The organism is Syntrophotaleaceae bacterium (assembly GCA_041390365.1).
GTDB lineage: Bacteria > Desulfobacterota > Desulfuromonadia > Desulfuromonadales > Syntrophotaleaceae > JAWKQB01.
This window is the reverse complement of the sequence record JAWKQB010000001.1, coordinates 509,928-527,455: the sequence shown is the minus strand read 5'-3', so window position 1 is coordinate 527,455 and position 17,528 is coordinate 509,928. Positions and strand designations below refer to the sequence as shown.

General features: G+C 56.0%; 18 protein-coding genes and 1 tRNA gene. 9 read left to right on the top strand and 10 right to left on the bottom strand.

Going from position 1 to position 17,528, the window contains the following annotated elements:
• Positions 1-267: 267 nt before the first annotated feature.
• Both R2940_02520 and R2940_02515 read right to left on the bottom strand, forming a co-directional pair.
• Positions 268-1,503 (bottom strand): hypothetical protein, encoded by a 1,236-nt coding sequence (locus R2940_02520; GenBank protein MEZ4598645.1) that lies wholly within the window; start codon positions 1,501-1,503, stop codon positions 268-270.
• A gap of 11 nt (positions 1,504-1,514) precedes the next feature.
• Positions 1,515-2,150 carry a hypothetical protein gene (locus R2940_02515; GenBank protein MEZ4598644.1) on the bottom strand — a complete coding sequence of 212 codons (636 nt, stop codon included), beginning with the start codon at positions 2,148-2,150 and terminating at the stop codon, positions 1,515-1,517.
• A gap of 200 nt (positions 2,151-2,350) precedes the next feature.
• On the opposite strand from R2940_02515, the gene R2940_02510 reads away from it, so the two are divergent.
• On the top strand, positions 2,351-3,235 hold the full coding sequence (locus tag R2940_02510) for a hypothetical protein (GenBank protein ID MEZ4598643.1): 885 nt from the start codon (positions 2,351-2,353) through the stop codon (positions 3,233-3,235).
• Between the two features lie 36 nt (positions 3,236-3,271).
• Here the strand turns inward: R2940_02510 and R2940_02505 are convergent, their stop codons facing one another.
• The gene (locus R2940_02505; GenBank protein ID MEZ4598642.1) at positions 3,272-4,114 is read right to left on the bottom strand and encodes a phage late control D family protein; all 843 of its coding nucleotides are present in this window, start codon (positions 4,112-4,114) and stop codon (positions 3,272-3,274) included.
• 324 nt (positions 4,115-4,438) lie between these two features.
• Here R2940_02505 and R2940_02500 point away from each other — a divergent pair, with 324 nt between their 5' ends.
• The 5 genes from R2940_02500 (at position 4,439) to R2940_02480 (ending at position 8,886) form a co-directional block, all read left to right on the top strand.
• Entirely contained in the window at positions 4,439-4,702 is a 264-nt protein-coding gene (locus R2940_02500) for a cupin domain-containing protein (protein ID MEZ4598641.1), read from the top strand.
• A gap of 93 nt (positions 4,703-4,795) precedes the next feature.
• On the top strand, positions 4,796-6,082 hold the full coding sequence (locus R2940_02495) for an NCS2 family permease (protein MEZ4598640.1): 1,287 nt from the start codon (positions 4,796-4,798) through the stop codon (positions 6,080-6,082).
• 85 nt (positions 6,083-6,167) lie between these two features.
• Positions 6,168-6,243: transfer RNA gene (locus R2940_02490), tRNA-Ala, on the top strand.
• A 272-nt stretch (positions 6,244-6,515) separates the two neighbouring features.
• Positions 6,516-8,546 (top strand): EAL domain-containing protein, encoded by a 2,031-nt coding sequence (locus R2940_02485; protein MEZ4598639.1) that lies wholly within the window; start codon positions 6,516-6,518, stop codon positions 8,544-8,546.
• Positions 8,547-8,751: 205 nt separating this feature from the next.
• Entirely contained in the window at positions 8,752-8,886 is a 135-nt protein-coding gene (locus tag R2940_02480) for a hypothetical protein (GenBank protein ID MEZ4598638.1), read from the top strand.
• A 511-nt stretch (positions 8,887-9,397) separates the two neighbouring features.
• Here the strand turns inward: R2940_02480 and R2940_02475 are convergent.
• Complete coding sequence (locus R2940_02475) at positions 9,398-10,003, bottom strand: reverse transcriptase domain-containing protein (protein MEZ4598637.1); 606 nt, start codon at positions 10,001-10,003, stop codon at positions 9,398-9,400.
• On the opposite strand from R2940_02475, the gene R2940_02470 reads away from it, so the two are divergent.
• A complete protein-coding gene (locus R2940_02470) occupies positions 9,996-10,139 on the top strand; it encodes a hypothetical protein (protein MEZ4598636.1) in 144 nt (47 codons plus the stop codon). The genes R2940_02475 and R2940_02470 overlap by 8 nt on opposite strands.
• A 51-nt stretch (positions 10,140-10,190) precedes the next feature.
• The gene (locus R2940_02465) at positions 10,191-10,574 is read left to right on the top strand and encodes a group II intron maturase-specific domain-containing protein (protein ID MEZ4598635.1); all 384 of its coding nucleotides are present in this window, start codon (positions 10,191-10,193) and stop codon (positions 10,572-10,574) included.
• Between the two features lie 103 nt (positions 10,575-10,677).
• On the opposite strand, the gene rsgA is transcribed toward R2940_02465, so the two are convergent.
• Positions 10,678-11,745, bottom strand: coding sequence for a ribosome small subunit-dependent GTPase A (gene rsgA / locus R2940_02460; protein MEZ4598634.1), 1,068 nt, complete (start codon positions 11,743-11,745; stop codon positions 10,678-10,680).
• 366 nt (positions 11,746-12,111) lie between these two features.
• Here rsgA and R2940_02455 point away from each other — a divergent pair, with 366 nt between their 5' ends.
• Positions 12,112-13,167, top strand: a complete 1,056-nt coding sequence (locus tag R2940_02455) for a hypothetical protein (GenBank protein ID MEZ4598633.1) — start codon at positions 12,112-12,114, stop codon at positions 13,165-13,167.
• 70 nt (positions 13,168-13,237) lie between these two features.
• Here R2940_02455 and R2940_02450 read toward each other — a convergent pair whose 3' ends face one another.
• From R2940_02450 to R2940_02430, 5 genes are all read right to left on the bottom strand, one after another.
• Entirely contained in the window at positions 13,238-14,752 is a 1,515-nt protein-coding gene (locus tag R2940_02450) for an amidase (GenBank protein MEZ4598632.1), read from the bottom strand.
• 479 nt (positions 14,753-15,231) lie between these two features.
• Entirely contained in the window at positions 15,232-15,696 is a 465-nt protein-coding gene (locus R2940_02445) for a DUF4405 domain-containing protein (GenBank protein MEZ4598631.1), read from the bottom strand.
• Between the two features lie 99 nt (positions 15,697-15,795).
• Positions 15,796-15,987, bottom strand: coding sequence for a ferredoxin (locus R2940_02440; GenBank protein MEZ4598630.1), 192 nt, complete (start codon positions 15,985-15,987; stop codon positions 15,796-15,798).
• A gap of 126 nt (positions 15,988-16,113) precedes the next feature.
• Positions 16,114-16,509: a class II SORL domain-containing protein gene (locus tag R2940_02435; protein ID MEZ4598629.1), complete on the bottom strand. Its 396-nt coding sequence runs from the start codon at positions 16,507-16,509 to the stop codon at positions 16,114-16,116.
• 291 nt (positions 16,510-16,800) lie between these two features.
• Positions 16,801-17,382, bottom strand: coding sequence for a ferritin family protein (locus R2940_02430; protein MEZ4598628.1), 582 nt, complete (start codon positions 17,380-17,382; stop codon positions 16,801-16,803).
• Positions 17,383-17,528 lie beyond the last annotated feature (146 nt).

The window sequence follows — 17,528 nt, the reverse complement described above, 5'->3', positions numbered from 1 at the left end:
GAAGAGCCCAGGCCAGGCAGTCGATATCGCATTTTTCCAGCAGGGACGAGAACCGTTGAACAAAAGAGTGCCGGTCGTAATCATCCCGAAAGATTTTTCGTTGTTCGTTACCCCGGATAATGACGTGTTGCAAAAGACCGGGATAATCGATGCGGGCGGCTCTAGGCATACCGGAATCCAATACAAGGCAAATTGGAGTTTAATTCAACAATTTGACTCCGTCCCCCATACTTGTTGCCTGTTGAGGAGAGGGAATCCCCCTGCCGGCTAATCAGACTTTCCACCCAGACCCTGTTTCATTTCCCTGGTCAGCTTTTCCAGGTCCTTTTCCACGATGTATTCATGGAAGGTTGGCTTGTCGCTTTCGGGGTGAGCTTCGTTGGTCAGTTCCCAGCGGTAAAGCTTGTTCAAACTTGAGCCGATGAAGCTGATGGGGTTGGTGGTCCAGGCAAAACGGCCTTCGTCAAAATAATCATTTGCAAGCAAAATCGGCGAACCCAGGTAGTTGGGGTATTTTTCGGAGACTGGCATGAGGTAGGTTTTCTTTTTATCGAGCGAGGTCTCGTTTTCAAAAACCACCCATTTCCCATCGGGGGAAAAGGAAAATTGCGTTACGGTAGTGTTCGGTCCGAACATGCTGATTGGCTTAACCTCACTACCAGCCCTCCAAGAAACAATTACCTCGTCTTTTGTGCCAGCTTCAAGTATTGAGAAAGGCAAATATGGATGTGGCTGTATCCTGCTAAAATCAAATTCATCTTTATTTTTATTTATAATATCGGCTAACGGATGGTTATTTCGAACCAAGTCCATACCTAAAACTTCCATTTGCTTTGCTTTGATATTATACAAGAATATTTTTTCAATCACTGAAATCCATCCAGTGACTCTACCTATATTGATCTCTCTAATAATTTTCGGCTCATCTCCCGTCAGATCCACCAAAAGCAGGTGGTTGGTGTAATCCCAAGGATCTTGCGATTTGAGGTTATGCTCTTGAATTTCGAAAATGAATTTTTTCTTTAGAGCATCGGCTATAGCAACTTTTTCAATAGTTTTTTCCAAAGACATTACGATGCGGTAATCCTTGCAATCCCTTGTATTAAAGTCGAACAGCAAAAAACGCCGGCTTTGAGCGAAACCGATGGTATTTTCGTCAATAACAGGAAGATAGGTGCCACCTCCTTCAAAATTATGAGCGGCGTTTCGGAAATATTTATCGGCTCTCGGTTTTCCATTGTGGAAAGACAACAGAGTGATGGCGTTGCCCATGTCGTTGGTGCCGACGGCATTGTCTTGGGGGACAGGAAACAAGGAAAGGTTACTTCCTTTTACGATGTATTCTTCAGGCTTAAAGGTGGTGGCATCGTTGATGTTGTAGAGTGATTCCACTGAATTGCCTCCATAGCTGTTTGCTGAACAGAGAAAGACACCCATGACAAGCATTGACATCTGCAGCCATTTGCCCCTAGTACGATTTTTTCGTTTTTTAATGCATCGCATGTCGTCTCCTCTTAAAGGCCAAATCCATCATTAGCTTGGCGGACCCAGGCGGCCTCTTTGCGAATCTCCCTCTTTGTGTTGACCTTGAGTGGTTTATAAAGCAACTCCATCTCCGGCGTCACGATCGGTCTGTTGGCATCGCCCTGCTCCGCGGTTTGTTGGGCGTTCGGCTCTTTTTCCAAAGGATGTTTCAATTGGTCGAACAGGACGTAACTGTCATTCAGCCTGGCTTCTTCCGGTTCGAACAGGACGTGAAATTCGCCGTCGAGTTCGTTCTTGCTCTCAAGTTCGATGTCTCCGGCGCTGTCGGTGCAGGTTTCGACGATGCCATCGTCCGGCAGCCGGATCCGGAAGTTTTTGTCAGGGATCGGTTTGTTGTTCATTTGGCCGGGATGGAAGAGCTGGGCATCTTCGTCATAGTCATCCCAGCAGAGGTGATTGAGGACCCGCAGGCGGAAATTACCGGGAGGCGGGTCGGGATCGGGCAGTTTGGCGATCGGCGACACCGCAAGCGGAGCAAGCTCCAAAGATGTAGGAACTGCCGGCGGAGCCGTAATCTCCTTATTGACCGGCCCGTAGAAGTTGATCTCGTCGGCTTCCAAGGTGATCTCATCCCCAAAGATGGTGATGTCGCCGTTGGGGGCCATCTTGAAGCCGCCGCCGTTCTGTTCGAAGAGGATGGTGCCTTTTCCGTCCCCTTCGATGGTGATGGCGCCGTCGGCCTGGAGGGTGAGGCTGCCGCTGTCGATCTAGCCACGCCGCCGATCTGCGGGTCGGCGCACTGATCCGCCTCGACACCACCGGATTCAGTAGCACTCTGTCCGGCGACTACCTGATCACCGCCGTCGTGCACAAGGCCCGGCAGTATGCAGGCCTGGGACTTGGCGGCGAAAACGACGGCCCCTACACCAACACCGCCGTCCTCATCCGCCGGGACACCCCCTGGCGCCCGAAACTGCCCAGGCTCCCCGATCTGCCCCAGGTCTTCAGCGCCCGCATCGAAAGCCGCGACCCGATCCCCGAACTCGACGCCGCAGGCCGCTACCGTTACCGCCAGTATCCCGACAGCAACAAGGCCCCCCACGCCCAGGCCTCGTCGCCGGTCCGAAGGCTGCAGCCCTACGCCGGCCCCAGCGACGGCATGCCGATCGGCTGGCACCTGCCCCTGCACGACGACAACGAAGTGCTCGTCAGCTGCCTCAACAACGACCCCGACCAGCCGATGCTGGTCGGCACCCTGTCCAACCCCGCCCACGGCTGCGTGGTCACCGAGGAGAACGCCCATCAGAACCTGCTCTCCACCTTCGGCGGCAATCAGCTCGCCATGGACGACTGGCGGGACAAATCCGCCATCACCTTCTGCACCTTCGCCGGCCACACCATGCTGCACCTCAACGCCGACGTGCTCGGCCACCGGGTCAACCTGGAGACCGGGCTGGGACAGATGGAATGCTACGCCAGAAAGATTATCGCCACCGAAGCGGGCGACACCCTGACCGAGACGGTCGGAGGCGACCGCATCCAGCAGATCGAAAACCGCACCAGCACCACCACGAAACAAAAGGAGATCCACCACCAGGCCGCCACCGACGGCCAGCTTACCGCCGCCGACACAATCCGGATGGAATCCGGCAAAAACATCGAAATGACCGCCGGCCAGGACCTGCGCCTCGACATCAGCGAGAGCACCCGCATCCGTGTCCACGAGCAGGATGCCATCATCGGATCTTGACGGTGTGGCGGATGCAGTCGGCGCGCTGGGCACGGATCAGGGCCTGGTACCGGCGTCCTCTTCGTTGGCGGCGCCGCTGCCGAAGGTGACGCAGTGGGTGTGCGGGCCGGCCCCCTGGGCCTGGGCGGTGGTGCGGCGGATCAGGGTGGGATGCTCGGGGGCGTTTTCGTGGACGTCGTGCACCCAGAAGCAGGCCGGAACCATCTCGGCTCGATCCTCGATGCTGAACATACCGATTTTGACTGTTCCGACTGTCTCGGTTTCCAGTCCGGCGTTTGGCACATAGGGGAGGAACTCCCGCGCCAGCAGGGGGCAGTGGTTGCTGGTGTCGGCGAGGTGGATGATTTCGCCGCCCTCTTCGGCTTCGGACCAGAACAACAGACCTTCGCGGCCGGTGAGGCGCCGCAGAAAATCGAGATCGTTCTCTTCGGCCTGCAAAGTGGTGGGGCGCACGGGGTAGTTGCGGGACAGGCCGAACCGCAGGCGGCTCGCGGCGATGCCGTTGCGGCCCAGGGTCTGGCGCAGGATGTCGGGCAGGGTTTCCGAGACGATCAGGCGGCTGTCGCTGCGCTGCTTGAGCAGCACCAGGGAGGATTCGACGGTAAGCTGGATAATGCTGCGGCCGTCGGCCAGGTCGGCTTCGCCCTCGATCCCGGTAAGGATGCCGCTGACCCGTCGCTGGAATCCGTCGGCGGCGATCAGGGTGATCGAGGCAGTGGCGCCCAGACGGTCGGCCACCTGCGACCAGCCGTCGGCGAGCACGCTGACGCTAAAGGTGAAGGGCCGGTTCAGGGCCTCCCGGCCGGTGAGGCTGAGTACGGAGAATTCATCGCCCCCGACCGCCAAATGCAGCCGGGATCGATTGGCCAATCGAGTCACTCATCCCTCCCTGATAGAAATAAAAGCAGATATCCATATTTCGGATCACCAAATCGATCCTGTCTTAAGATTTTATTAACAATAGACCAAAACAGGATTTAGTTTCAACACATTAAATTAAATTCTAAAAGCTCGAGAGATGTGGTTGATTTTGATGTACATCAAGGTTGACGGACCATGGGCCACAGATAATGTTTCCAACAACCATCAACCAAGGAGACTGCCATGACACGCTACAAGACCACGCTGAACCTTCCCCCCGCCCAGCCGACCGAGCTTGAGACCATGACGGATTACCAGGAATGATCCGTTGTCAGCCGCACCCTGCTTCAGGATGAGACCGGCACCCTGACCGTGTTCAGCTTCGACAAGGGACAGGGGTTGTCCGAACATACCGTCCCCTTCGATGCCTTCGTGCAAATCCTGGACGGCGAGGCGGAAATCGCCATCGGCGGCAAACCGGTGCGGGTCAAGGCTGGAGAGATCCTGCTCATGCCCGGCGGCGTGTCCCACCAGGTCCAGGCCGTGGAACGCTTCAAGATGCTGCTGACCCTGTTCCGGACCCGCCCGGCCGAACAGGGCGTCTGACCGGCAACGACGATTGCTCCCTCCCGGTAATTATGCTAGGTTCCGGTGCATTAGAAACTTTTTCCGCATACGGATTCAGTGCCGGGAGGGATTATGCTGGACAGGCTATTTGCACTGCGGGAGCACCGCACCACCATTCGCACGGAACTGACCGCCGGAGCCACCACCTTTCTGGCCGCGTCCTACATCATCCTGGTGCATCCGGCCATGCTGGCGGAAACCGGCATGGACCAGGCGGCCCTGACCACCGTGACCTGCCTGGTCGCCGGCCTGGCCACCCTGCTGGTGGCCCTGTGGGCCAACGCTCCGCTAATGATGGCTCCGGGGATGGGCCTGAACGCCTTTTTCACCTACAGCCTGGTGCTCGGCCAGGGGCTTCCCTGGAAGACCGCCCTCGGCGTCGTCTTCCTCTCCGGCGTGGTCTTCCTGATTCTGACGGCCCTGGGCTTTCGGGAACGCCTGCTCAAGGCCATACCAACCTCCCTGCAACTCGGCATCATGGGCGGTATCGGCCTGTTCATCGCCTTCATCGGTTTTCAAAGTCTCGGTCTTATTGTCAAAAGCAATGCCGTGCTGGTGCAACTCGGCGACTTTTCCCCGTCCGTCCTGCTCGGCCTGCTCGGCCTGCTGCTGGCCACCCTGCTGCTGACCCGCCGGGTACGTGGCGCGCTACTGCTCGCCATCCTGTGCGTCGCCCTGCTCGCCATGGCTTTCGGCATCTCTGCCCCGCCCCGGGGGTTGCTCTCCCTCCCCCCGTCACCGGCCCCCCTCGCCTTCCAGCTCGATATTCCTGCGGCCCTCCGGTTGTCCCTGTGGCCCGCCATCTTCACCTTCATGTTCATGGACCTGTTCGACAGCCTCGGCACCCTGGTGGCCGTCTGTCGCGAAGCCGACATGGTCGACGATCAGGGACGGATTCCCAAACTCGGCCGCATGCTGACGGCCGATGCCTTCGCCACCGTCGCCGGCGCGCTGCTCGGCACCAGCACCACCACCGCCTACCTGGAATCAGCGAGCGGAGTCGCCGACGGCGGCCGCACCGGCCTCACGGGAGTCACCACCGCCATCCTGTTTTTCCTCGCCGCCTTTTTCTCTCCTTTAGTCGCTGCCGTTCCGACCTTCGCCACCGCTCCGGCCCTGATCATGGTCGGCGTTTTCATGATGCGCGGCATCGGCGAGATCGACTTCCGCCATTTGGAAGAGGGTCTCCCCGCTTTCCTGACCCTGCTCGTCATGCCCCTGACCTATTCCATCGCCACGGGCCTGGCCTTCGGCTTTCTCTCTTATGTCCTGATCAAACTCTGCCTCGGCAAAATCCACCAGTGCGATCCCTTCCTGCTTATAGCCGCAGGGCTTTCCCTGGTCAGCTTCTGCATCTGACACCATTCCCCAAAATAATCAAGGTGCGGAAAAAAGCTGTTGACAGTGCGAGGAACCCTTTGCTATAAAGTGGCTCTCGTAAAGAGGGGCTATAGCTCAGCTGGGAGAGCGCTTGAATGGCATTCAAGAGGTCGGCGGTTCGATCCCGCCTAGCTCCACCAAAAAATCAAGGGGTTACGGATTTTTCCGTAACCCTTTTTTCTTGCCCAAATCACCTTCGTCGACTTTCCGATCCGACCCCCTCCGACCGTCTTATTCTCATTCTGATGAAAATTACGAATGCCAATTTAGTTTTTTTCTTTTTTTGGCACAATGTTCGCTAGTTTATCCTGTCCAGACGGCACTCGACAGATTGGCTGGATAAAAAATCGGTGAGACACCGCATGTTTCGTGGCAGGCAGGATACTCTCTTTCTTTTTTCCGGGTCAGAAATATGACCGATGATCTACTGCATCATCAACAGTTGCAGGAAGAAATCAGCTTTTGGAAGCTGCTCATGGAGCGCTCGAATGACGGCATCGTCGTCCTGGATACGGACGGCCTAACCGTTGCCTACGCCAATCCCGCCTTCGCACAAATGCTCGGCTACACTGTGGAGGAGGTGTCCGAGCTGCACCCTTGGGACTGGGATGCCGACCACAGCCGAGCAGAGATAGAAGCGATGAGCATTGCCCATCGGAACATGAAGGAAGAGCGCCGTTTTGAGTCCCGCCATCGGCGCAAAGACGGCAGCATCTACAATGTCGAAATTTTATCGACACCGGCGGAAAAGGGGGACAAATCATTCATGTTCTGCTACTGCCGGGATATTACCGCCCAAAATCAGGCCAAAGAGTCTCTCCTGTCCCGGGAGCAGGAATTTCGCAGCCTGGCGGAAAACTCACCGGACGCCATCGTCCGCTATGATCGCCGGCTGTACCGCCTGTACGTCAATCCGGCCTTTGAACGCCTGGTGGGCAAGAGCAGGGACTGGCTGATCGGCCGCCACATCTCGAGCGAAGGCCAGATCGACCTGCCAATTTACCAGGCCGCTTTACAGAGGGTGTTTGAAACAGGAGTCTCCCAGGAAGCGGAACTTCGCCACATCCAACCCGACGGTTCGATCGTTTGGCTCCATCCTCGCTTTGAACCGGAATTCGACAAAGACGACAAAGTTCAGTCGGTGCTGGCGGTGATTCGTGACATGCGCTCTGCTTTTACTGACGTTTTGACCGGGCTGCCCAACCGTGCCCTGTTCGAAAGGCGGTTTCGCGAGGCGGTTTCCGGACCGGAAGGCTGCGAGAAACCCTTGGCCTTCCTGCTGCTCGACATCGATCATTTCAAGGATATCAACGACACCCTGGGACACAAGGCCGGCGACGAACTACTTCGCCAGGTAACCGGCCGGCTGTCTAATTGCGTCCGTGAATCGGACACCATTGCGCGCATGGGCGACGACGAATTCGCCATCCTGCTGCCGTTTGAGAATGCCGAAGAACCGAACAATTTCGCCTGCCGAATCCTCCAAGTGCTGGCTCAGCCCTTTTTCGTCAATGGACAGGAACTGTTCATCTCCGGCAGCATCGGAATCGCCTTCTACCCTCGTGACAGCATCGAGTTGAACGAACTGTTCGCTTTTGCAGATGCGGCCATGTTCAGCGCCAAGCGGAAAGGGAGGAACACTTTTCAAATCTATAGCCCGGAATTCTCCCACCGCACCATGGAAAGGCTGTCCCTCGGTTCCGCGCTGCGCCACGCCTGCGACAAAGCAGAGCTGCTCCTGCTCCATCAGCCCAAGGTTTTGCTCAGAACCGGTCAAGTGGTGGGAACCGAGGCCTTGTTGCGCTGGAGACACCCACAACAGGGGTTGCTGTCGCCGCTCCAATTCATCCCCATAGCCGAAGAAACCGGACTGATCCTCTCCATCGGCCAATGGGTACTGCGCAACGCCTGCCGTGAGGCCGTCATTCTCAACCGTCACAGCTCCTCCCCCCTCAAGGTGGCGGTCAACCTTTCATGCCGCCAGTTCATACAGCATGATTTGACCGGAGAAGTCGAAACCATCCTCAGGGAAACCGGATGCCGGGCGCAGTGGCTGGAACTGGAGATCACCGAGAGCCTGATGCTCGACGAGCACTGGAGCATCCGCAAAACACTGAAGAAACTGCGGGGTCTCGGCATCACCATCGCCATCGACGATTTCGGCACCGGTTATTCGGCCCTCGACTATCTCAGGCGCTTTCCCATGGATGTTTTGAAAATTGACCGGTCTTTCGTTGACGGCATCGACCAAGACCCGCGCAAGGCCGGCCTGGTCAAAGCTTTTATAGCGGTGGCCCATGCCCTGCAAATGGAGATAGTGGCCGAGGGGATCGAGACCGAAGCTCAAAGAGACTTGCTGCAAACACTCGGATGCCGGCTGGGGCAAGGCTTTCTGTTCGGCAAACCGCAAACCCTTGAGACGTTGATCGCCGGTCGCCCTTAAAACTCCCGCCAAGCCGTGCACAGGCCTGATTGGAGTTAAGCCGAGAAGGCGCGACGCAGGCAGCGGCAACCGCTTAAGACAGCTTGCTGTCAGGATATTCTTCGAGCCAGGGCGAGCCGGTCGCCCCCGTCGAAGATCAAAGGCTCCACACCCTGCGCCACACTGCGGCACCTACACCCTCGAAGCCACCGGCGATCTGCGCCTGGTGCAAGACACTCTCGGCCACACCCAGATCCGCACAACCCAGCGCTACACCCAGATCAGCATCGTAAGATTACGCCAGGGACAGGCCAAACAGGTTCACTACATGAGTGGACCGAAAATCGAAAGGGAGCAATAATTTCAACCACATACGGCCGAGCAGGGATAAATGGCATTCAAGAGGTCGGCGGTTCGATCCCGCCTAGCTCCACCAAGAATATCAAGGGGTTATGGAATTTTCCGTAACCCCTTTTTTTATGGTGCGCCAGGCATGGCGCGTAGCGCCTTGACTGGCGCTGTTCCGGTTGTTGTGGTGATAACCGGATGACTTGGGGGTGTAAGTCCCCTGTGGACCCTGATGGCGGGAACCACTAGCCGAACGGCAAGGGTGTCCACCGCGAGGTGGAATCTGAAGGAAGCCGCAGGCAAACTCCCGGCCCGACGAACAGAAATCGCATACGAGGCAGTTCCATCCGGGCGAGAAGGCCATAATCTTCAAAGCCCCATAGCCATCCGGGAGGGTGGGGCTGTAGATGCGGCGGGTATATGGGAGGAAGGTCACGCGCATTACCCTGGGAGATCTGCCGATCTGCCTCGTGCTACCGGCGTCGAGAGGCGTCGGGACGGGTCGGCAGAAGTCAGCAGAGGCCCTAGTAGCCGGGGTTGACCATCCTCCCCCGACGAAAGAGCTCTCTGAGGTTGGCCTTGAACCGTTTCACAGAGCCTTCAGCCACCTTGAGCCGCGGTTTCTTGTGAAAGGTCATCCTGTAACCCAGAAAGGTTCTCTCCCAGGGGCGGCCAACGGCGCTTTTGACGCGGTTGACCTTGAGTTTCAGCCGCTGTTCGAGAAACTGGATCAGCGAAGCCATGACCCGCTCCGCCGACTGGCGACTGCGCACGTAAATGTTGCAATCATCGGCATAACGGCAGAAGGCGTGGCCGCGCCTCTCCAGTTCCTTGTCGAACTCGTCAAGCAGGATGTTCGACAACAGCGGCGAGAGCGGGCCGCCTTGCGGCGTCCCTTCCACCCGTGGCGAGACGATCCCCCCTTCGAGCACTCCGGCCCTCAGGTATCTGCGGATCAGTCGCAGTACACGGGGGTCTTTGACCTTGCGGGCCACTCGTGCCATAAGCACGTCGTGTCCGACCCGGTCGAAGAACTTCTCCAGGTCGATATCGACCACCCACCGCCGCCCTTCGGCCACATGCTTGCGGGCTGCTTGTACCGCCTGGTGGGCCGGCGGCGGGATGCGCATGCTCGGCATCCCCACGGTGCTGGACCGGCTCATTCAGCAGGCGCTGCATCAGGAGCTGATGCGGCTGTTCGATCCAGACTTCTCCAAGAGCTCCTACGGGTTTCGACCCGGACGGAGCCTCGGGCCCGGCCCCTGATCTCTCAATCAGGGCTTCTGCTTCTTCGATCGTCATCGAAATTCGAGTCTCCTGAATGGCGCCTCGTGTTCGGCCCTTCACCGACGCAGCCTCAAACGGATCATCGAAGAGGCCACCCCGAAGTTGCGGGGCTGGATCGCCTACTTCCGTCTGGCGGAAGTCAAAGGCATCTTCGAAGAACTGGATAGCTGGGTCAGGCGGAAACTGCGCTGCATTCTATGGCGGCAGTGGAAGCGCTCTTTCACGCGGGCCAGGAATTTGATGCGGCGGGGATTGTCGGAACTCAGAGCATGGAAGTCGGCTCAAAACGGGCGAGGCCCCTGGTGGAATGCAGGAGCCTCGCACATGCACGATGCGTTTCGAAAATCCTTCTTCGATAAACTGGGGCTGATCTGCTTGGTAGACAGTCTCAGACGCTTTCAGAGCGCTTTGTGAACCGCCGTGTACGGAACCGTACGCACGGTGGTGTGGGAGGACGGCGGGGGTGACCCCGCCTCCTACCCGATCCCATCTCACTGCATCTCACACAGCCTAAATTTTAGCACCCGTTGCGCTCCTTCCGCCGTGCAGCCATAACGCTTCGGACATGCTTGCAAAAGTCCCGTTCGCGACGGCGCTTCTCGGCAATGGATTCGGCGTTTCGCTCTTGCTCCGCCAAAAGCTTCTGATAGCTGGCAAAACGCCTGGGGCTCAGGTCTCCCCTGGCGACGGCTGACTTTACGGCGCAGCCGTCTTCGTGCTGGTGAAGGCAATCGTTGAAGCGACAGCTTCGCGCCAACGACTCAATATCCTCAAACAAAGAGGACACACCCCTTTGACACTCGCTCAGCTGCAATTCGCGCAAACCCGGGCTGTCGATGAGCAGACCACCCTCAGGGAGCGGGTGCAGGGTTCGGGAGGTCGTGGTGTGGCGCCCCCTGGCGTCATCTTCGCGGATCGCCCCGGTCTCCTGCCGGTGCGAACCATAAAGAGTATTGATCAGGGTTGACTTGCCGACCCCTGACGACCCGACCAGAGCGACCGTCCGGCCTCTGGCACACCAGGAGACCAGCGACGCTGCCGAGGAAGAATCGAGTGCGTTGACCGTTACGACTTCCAGACCTGGATTCAGGCTCATGGCCTGTCGTCGATATTCGGAAGTATCCTCCACCAGATCGGCCTTGGTCAGCACCACCACCGGTTCGACTTTTGCCTCCAGAGCCAGAGCCAGATAACGTTCAAGACGCGAAAGATTGAAATCCTGATTACAGGACGTGACGATAAACAGGGTATCGACATTGGCCGCTATCAGCTGCACCTTGGATTCGATCCCTGCCGCCTTGCGGTGAAAAAGGCTCTTGCGTTCCAGCATCCTTTGCGCCAAGCCGGTTGATGGATCAAGAAGCAGCCAGTCCCCGACAGTGGGCAGGTCTTCAGAATCTTTCAGATGCCAGTGCCCGTGCAAAGTGATCATCCGGCGACCCTGTTCGCCGGCAACATCGATGACGTTGCGGTGAACGGCCAGGACGCGGACGGGAGTTGTTGACTCCCACTCCTCAAGGCTCAGTTGTTGTTGAAAAAAATGACTCCAGCCCAGGTCGGGCAAGGAAAGAGATAATTCAGACATAGAAACCCCCTTCGGATTGAGAATCCGAAAAGAAAATGATTTGGCAAACAGATGCCAAATCGGGTGGGTTTCTTGATTTATACAGAAACCCGGCATCAATACCGGGCAAAGAAAGGTTGGGGGAAGGGGAAAAAGTAAGATTAGCCCCCCGGTCCCTCCTCTGCCTTATTGCATCTGCTCACAAGCTCCATAACGCTCTCCTTCCTTTGAGATTGAAGTGTCATTAAGTTATCAGCAGCGGAATACACGAGTCAATGGCTTCTGAATTTTGCCTCGAAACTTGTCCTCGCCTGGCATTACCCTATCATTACAACTAGGACCATTCGTCGGCACCTTGAAGATCACGAAAAACCGGGAGGAATTGACATGAGAGCCAAACTCCTGAGTATCGTTCTGTTCGCCCTTACCGTAGCCTGGCCGGTTTCGGATCTATTGGCGGGGGAAAACCATGCCGACACCACCACGCTCCTTCTGGCCCGGGCCATCGAAATGAATCTGGCCACCATGAGCAACAGCATCAAGGCCCTGGGGAAGGCGTATGTGCGTGCCTATGAAGAAACTCCCGCCATGTCCGATCAGGAGATGGCCAAATGGCTGGCCCGGTCTTCGGAGGACAACCAGACGATCATTTTCCGCCCCACTGCTGACGGCCCTGAACCGGCCTACCAGGCTCCTCAGGCCAGTTACATCTATTACCGCGGCAAAAAGCCTACAAAAGAGGCCTGGCGCGAATTCAACACCTTCACCCAGGTGGCACCCCTTTTCAGGCTCGCCTATGAGACATTCAACGATTCCTGGGTCTACCTGACCACCAGGGAAGAGGCTTTTCTAATCTATCCGTACCTGCCTCTCGGCGAAGCGGTCAACAACTTCCCCCCCACGGAGCAGATATTCTATATGGCTGCAGATTTTGAAAACCGCACTTTCGGCTGGACTCTGCCCTATCTGGACCTTGCCGGAGCCGGGATGATGGTTACCGTCTCCTATCCTCTATACGGGCAGGGCAAGCTCCTGGGAGTCGTTTCCCGGGACATCACCCTGACCCAACTGGCAAACCAGACCCTTAAGCCTGTTGCCGACTCCAACGGCAGGCTCCTCTGTCTGATCATGGACAAAAACGGGATGGCTATCGCCAGCAGTCAGGATAAGGGTATGAGGGAAATCAATACGTTCAACAACGAGGCGAAAACCGCGGTACTGTATTACGGCAAGGAGATTTCGGACAAATCGGCAGAGGCCAGACTCTCTTCCATCGACCTGAATAATCAGGCAGGGCATCTCGCCCTGGAGGTCGCCAAATCAGCGCCGGGGAAAAACCTGTGGAACTTTTCCTTGAAAGACGGCGACACCCAGTACAAGGCTAGCGCGACGCAAATCAAGGCGACCGGCTGGTTCGTCATTGTTCTCAATCAGGTCGATTAAGGATCAGGGCTTGGCAGCCAGCGCGGTCACCGCCTGCAAGTGCCTCTGATTACGTGTCTGTGGTGGAGATTCACTTTAAAATCTGCGGCCTCTTATCAAACCAAGGCTGTGCCTTTTCCAACTGGCCGGCGAGTCTCAGCAGCTTCGCCTCATCACCATAACGACCCATAAACTGTACCCCGCAAGGCAACCCGTCCCCCGTCCAATGCAACGGTACAGACATTGCCGGCTGTCCGGTGATGTTGGCAAGGAAGGTGAACGGCATCTGACCTTTCAATATCGTATCGACGGTTTTTTCGAGCATCAAGTCGCTTAGTTTGCGGCTGGTCAGCATCATTCTCCCGAAAGAAGAAGCGAATAACTTCATCGAAAACTGATCTGCCCTGCCGAGCCTTTGGGAACCGACAGGCACGGGCGGCTCTCCCAAAGTTGGGGTGAGCACCATGTCATATCGATTCAACATCTGATCCATGGTTACCCCGAACTGCCTCCATCTGCGTTTAGCCTTCACAAAGTCGAGTGCTTTCAGACTCCGCCCAATGCTGTTGTACATGGAGTAGTTGGAGAATTCCAGATCATGCTCAACCCTGGAGCGTCCATACTCCTGTATCAGTTTGTCGACAAGCGCGGCGGCATTCCCGGTCACCACGATGATCCAGTTCAGCGCGGCGTCTTCCTCCCTGAAGTCGGGCTCTGCTTCTTCGACTTCATGGCCCAGACTTTCGAGCAGCGCGCATGTCTGCTTTACCGCCTTAACGCATTCGGGATGTATGTTCTTTCCGTAGGCTGAACGCAGGTAAAAAGCGATCCGCAACTTCCCTGGTGCAATATCCACTTCTTCGAGGAAGGGCCTTTCCTGGTTGGCAATGCCGTAGGGCGCTCCGTTTTCAAAGCCGCAGACCGCATCGAGCATGGCGGCGGAGTCGCGAACCGACCGTGTAATCACGTGGCTGTGGGACATGCCGTCCCATTCCTCATCGAAGTCGGGTCCTACCGGGTTACGCCCCCTGCTCGGCTTAAAACCGAACAGGCCGCAATAGGATGCGGGAACCCGAATGGAGCCTCCCTCATCCGTGGCTGATGCCATAGGCACGATGCCGGCAGCTACCGCCGCGGCCGATCCTCCGCTGGAGCCGCCACAGGAATAATCAGGATTCCACGGGTTCCTGGTCGGCCCAAAGGCCCGGGGCTCGGTAACGTAAGCGAGTTTGAACTCGGGCGTGTTGGTCTTGCCGAGTATGACCAAACCGGCTTTCTTGAAGCGACGCACGATTTCCGCATCATGTTGCGGGGCGTAAGTTTTGAGCAACACGCTTCCGCAGCTCATGGGAAAGCCCTTCAAGGCATGGTGCGCATCTTTCAGCAGAAAGGGAACACCGCAGAAAGGAGCGTCACTGGAGGGTTTCTTCGCCGCTTCTCTCGCCGAATCGTAAATCTTGGTTACGATCGCATTCAATTTGGGATTAAGGCTTTCGGCACGGCGAATAGCCTCTTCACACACTTCCAAGCTGCTAATCTTTCCCTCTTGGATCAACTTCGCCAGGCCGACCCCATCAAATTGATCGTATTCTGGAAATGGCGCCATTTTGTCCTCCCCGCTATAGGCTTATAGTTTCATCCGACGGTCCCGGTGTCGACGCAATGCCCTGCTTGAGCCATCCCCGCAACCAGTGATTCCAATTGTTTCGCGGGTCGAATAACGGGGCTTGTAAAAGGGGACGTGCGCGACCGCCATGGCGCAGGGCCGGAAGGGCGTTACGGCGGTCGGCTAAAAACGCAAAAAGCCACTTGACCAGCTTTGCTGGCCGAGTGGCTTTTTGAATAGGATGCTTCGCCTGCTTTTGCCAAACAGCCGCCCCTATCGACATATTGAATGAAAATTAATTTAAAAAAAGCAATAGCATTGGGAACGAAATCCCGTCAAGAAAATTTCTCGATGGGCAGGGCAAGCCAAGTGCTCCTAACAAACTTTTTCGGTCTGAGGATAGTCATCATCTGCTTTTTGATGCCCAAATTCCCAAAGGGAATGCCGGGAAGGGAGAGGGTCAGTATTTTCCTTTTTTTTCACTGCACATCCCGGCCAAGAGCGCCGGAAGGCCCATTCTCCATCTGTTCCTGCCGCAATTCCTGCCGGGGCACCTTTTTCGCCGGGCTGAAAACCAGAGCGACAGCGAGTGCCAGCAGACCTATGACGGCGCCGATGCCGATCAGGGCCGGCAGACAGGATTGACTCTCCTCCTTCCTGCGGAAACAGGCTGTCATGCTCCGCCGGTGAACGAAAAGATGGATTGCGATCACCACGAGAAATATAACGGAAACGAGGTAATGGAGATGGCCCCACTCATGGCGGGTCAGTCCCCAGAGCACGGACACCGGGCGGGCGGCCGCTCTCCAGCCGGTGCCATATCCTTCGATGCCGCCGCTGCCGGGCGGAAGCACATAGCGGATCACCAGGCCGGTCGCAATCAGGAACAGAAAAGAGACAAAAGCAATTCCATCGACAATGGTTATCCTCGTCGTTCTTTTCATCGAGTTCCCTCCAATAACAGTTGCTCCGAATGCGCCATAATAAGAAAGGGGCCGGTCGAATCGACCAACCCCTTTTTCTGTTGCGGGGCCGGTCAGCCCCTATTCTTCCCAGTGAATACAGGAAACAGGACAGGAATCGATGGCCTCCTGAATTTTTTCTTCAGGGGCACCATTTGGATCATGAACTTCCGCCAGGTTGTCTTCGTCCAGTTTGAATACCTCGGGCAGCATGTCCACACAGAGGTTGCAACTGATACAGACATCCTTGTCTACATAGGGAGTTTTGGCCATGGTTGGATTCTCCTTTGGAAAATTTTTCAAAAGAAAGCTTCTCCGCGTACAAATCGCGCCTCTTCCGCCCCAGCCTCTTGAAGAAACCCTGATCCCGAAAAACCATCCCGCCCGGCGCTGAACCGGTTATATCTTGACTTCCAGGGTGTTTTCCCACAATCCATGAATGTTGCAATAGGCCGTGGCATACAGCATGCCAGCCTTATTGACCTTCATTTCCGTCGTTATCGAATGATTGGTATAGACCGGCCCCTGGTTCGGCCCCGCGACGGATTCTCCATGGGCGGAGAACTCATAGTTGCCGACCTCGTAAGGAAATTTGTCCCCATCCCCTTTGAAATAAAGCTTGATCCAACGGATGTGATGCTCGGTGGTGTTGGGGTGCGCTACCTCCTTGCCGAGAGAGATTTTGACCGAAAACAGCTCATCTGCCTTGACGGAACCGGAAAGAATCTCGATCACAGGCACGTGTTTTTCCGTTTTCCAGTCAGCAGTCTGATAAAGTTCGCCCATTTTTCCCATTGTAAAAATCCTCCAGTTTCAGCGGTTAAAGAAGGGGACCAGCCCGCATAAGTTTTTGCAAGGGCTGAAGTCCCTGGTTCATGCTTGTACGGCCAAGCAATTCAACCCTAATACGGGCCTATGAAAATGCAAGATCGAAAAAATCTCTTTGGAGTTTTCATCAAGCGAATTTAACTCATTATCTGGGACTATTGCAACCTCAACCGCCTCCGGCCATTTCGATCTCTACGATCTGCAGCAAATTCGGCATCGGGCATCCGGTTCTGGCGCGACAGGAGAGGCCATCGCCTGCTAAAGATCCACTCGGCGGCCGAACTGGAAGAATTCATCCAGATTGCTGAATTCCCTCCAGGCCAGATATTGATTGGGGCCATCGACGAAGTGATACAGATTCTCCACGATCAGGAAATGGTGGAATTCCTGCCGGATGATCTTATCCAGCTGATTCCTGACCTGCGGATCCTGTTCCTTTTCCTTTATGTCCATATAGAACCTGGCAGCGTCCGCTTCCAGCTTCATGGCATAGCGGTAAGCCTCGAGATCCCCTTTCAGATCTTTTAATCCTGCCTTCTCAGGCATCAGCTCGGAAAAAATATTTTTTGCATCATTCAGAGCCGGGCTATCCGTGACGGCGGTGGAGGTTTTTTCCTTCAGCGCCTCGAAAGTTCGAAAATGCCGCTGTTCATCGGCGGCCAGATCGAGAAAAATCTTCTTGATCCCTTTATGTCCGGTGTGATCAGCCAGCTTTCTGTAAAAGGCCTCCGCGTCCGTTTCCATGCCCATGGCATATTCAAATACATTCATAAGCAACTCCTCTTCCTTTTCAAATTCCGGGCATTGACAATTTGATCCGTCTCTCTTTTCCCTGTCCAAAAGATACCAGCTTCATTTAACAATTCAAGAAAAGCAGGGAGCGGTTTGCCAAGCATCGGCCATCAACAGACAAATTCGCTTGCAATTTGCAATGCCAGAAAATAAGGTACCCACGGCGCATCACCAGCAAAAATTTCGCTTCTTTT

What these genes read in the sequence shown, in the direction of transcription:
- R2940_02520 (MEZ4598645.1), bottom strand. Translation starts at nt 1,503, where the DNA reads ATGCGATGCATTAAAAAACGAAAAAATCGTACTAGGGGCAAATGGCTG.
- R2940_02515 (MEZ4598644.1), bottom strand. Translation starts at nt 2,150, where the DNA reads ATGGCCCCCAACGGCGACATCACCATCTTTGGGGATGAGATCACCTTG.
- R2940_02495 (MEZ4598640.1), top strand. Translation starts at nt 4,796, where the DNA reads ATGCTGGACAGGCTATTTGCACTGCGGGAGCACCGCACCACCATTCGC.
- R2940_02485 (MEZ4598639.1), top strand. Translation starts at nt 6,516, where the DNA reads ATGACCGATGATCTACTGCATCATCAACAGTTGCAGGAAGAAATCAGC.
- R2940_02470 (MEZ4598636.1), top strand. Translation starts at nt 9,996, where the DNA reads ATGCGCATGCTCGGCATCCCCACGGTGCTGGACCGGCTCATTCAGCAG.
- R2940_02475 (MEZ4598637.1), bottom strand. Translation starts at nt 10,003, where the DNA reads ATGCGCATCCCGCCGCCGGCCCACCAGGCGGTACAAGCAGCCCGCAAG.
- rsgA (MEZ4598634.1), bottom strand. Translation starts at nt 11,745, where the DNA reads ATGTCTGAATTATCTCTTTCCTTGCCCGACCTGGGCTGGAGTCATTTT.
- R2940_02455 (MEZ4598633.1), top strand. Translation starts at nt 12,112, where the DNA reads ATGAGAGCCAAACTCCTGAGTATCGTTCTGTTCGCCCTTACCGTAGCC.
- R2940_02450 (MEZ4598632.1), bottom strand. Translation starts at nt 14,752, where the DNA reads ATGGCGCCATTTCCAGAATACGATCAATTTGATGGGGTCGGCCTGGCG.
- R2940_02445 (MEZ4598631.1), bottom strand. Translation starts at nt 15,696, where the DNA reads ATGAAAAGAACGACGAGGATAACCATTGTCGATGGAATTGCTTTTGTC.
- R2940_02440 (MEZ4598630.1), bottom strand. Translation starts at nt 15,987, where the DNA reads ATGGCCAAAACTCCCTATGTAGACAAGGATGTCTGTATCAGTTGCAAC.
- R2940_02435 (MEZ4598629.1), bottom strand. Translation starts at nt 16,509, where the DNA reads ATGGGAAAAATGGGCGAACTTTATCAGACTGCTGACTGGAAAACGGAA.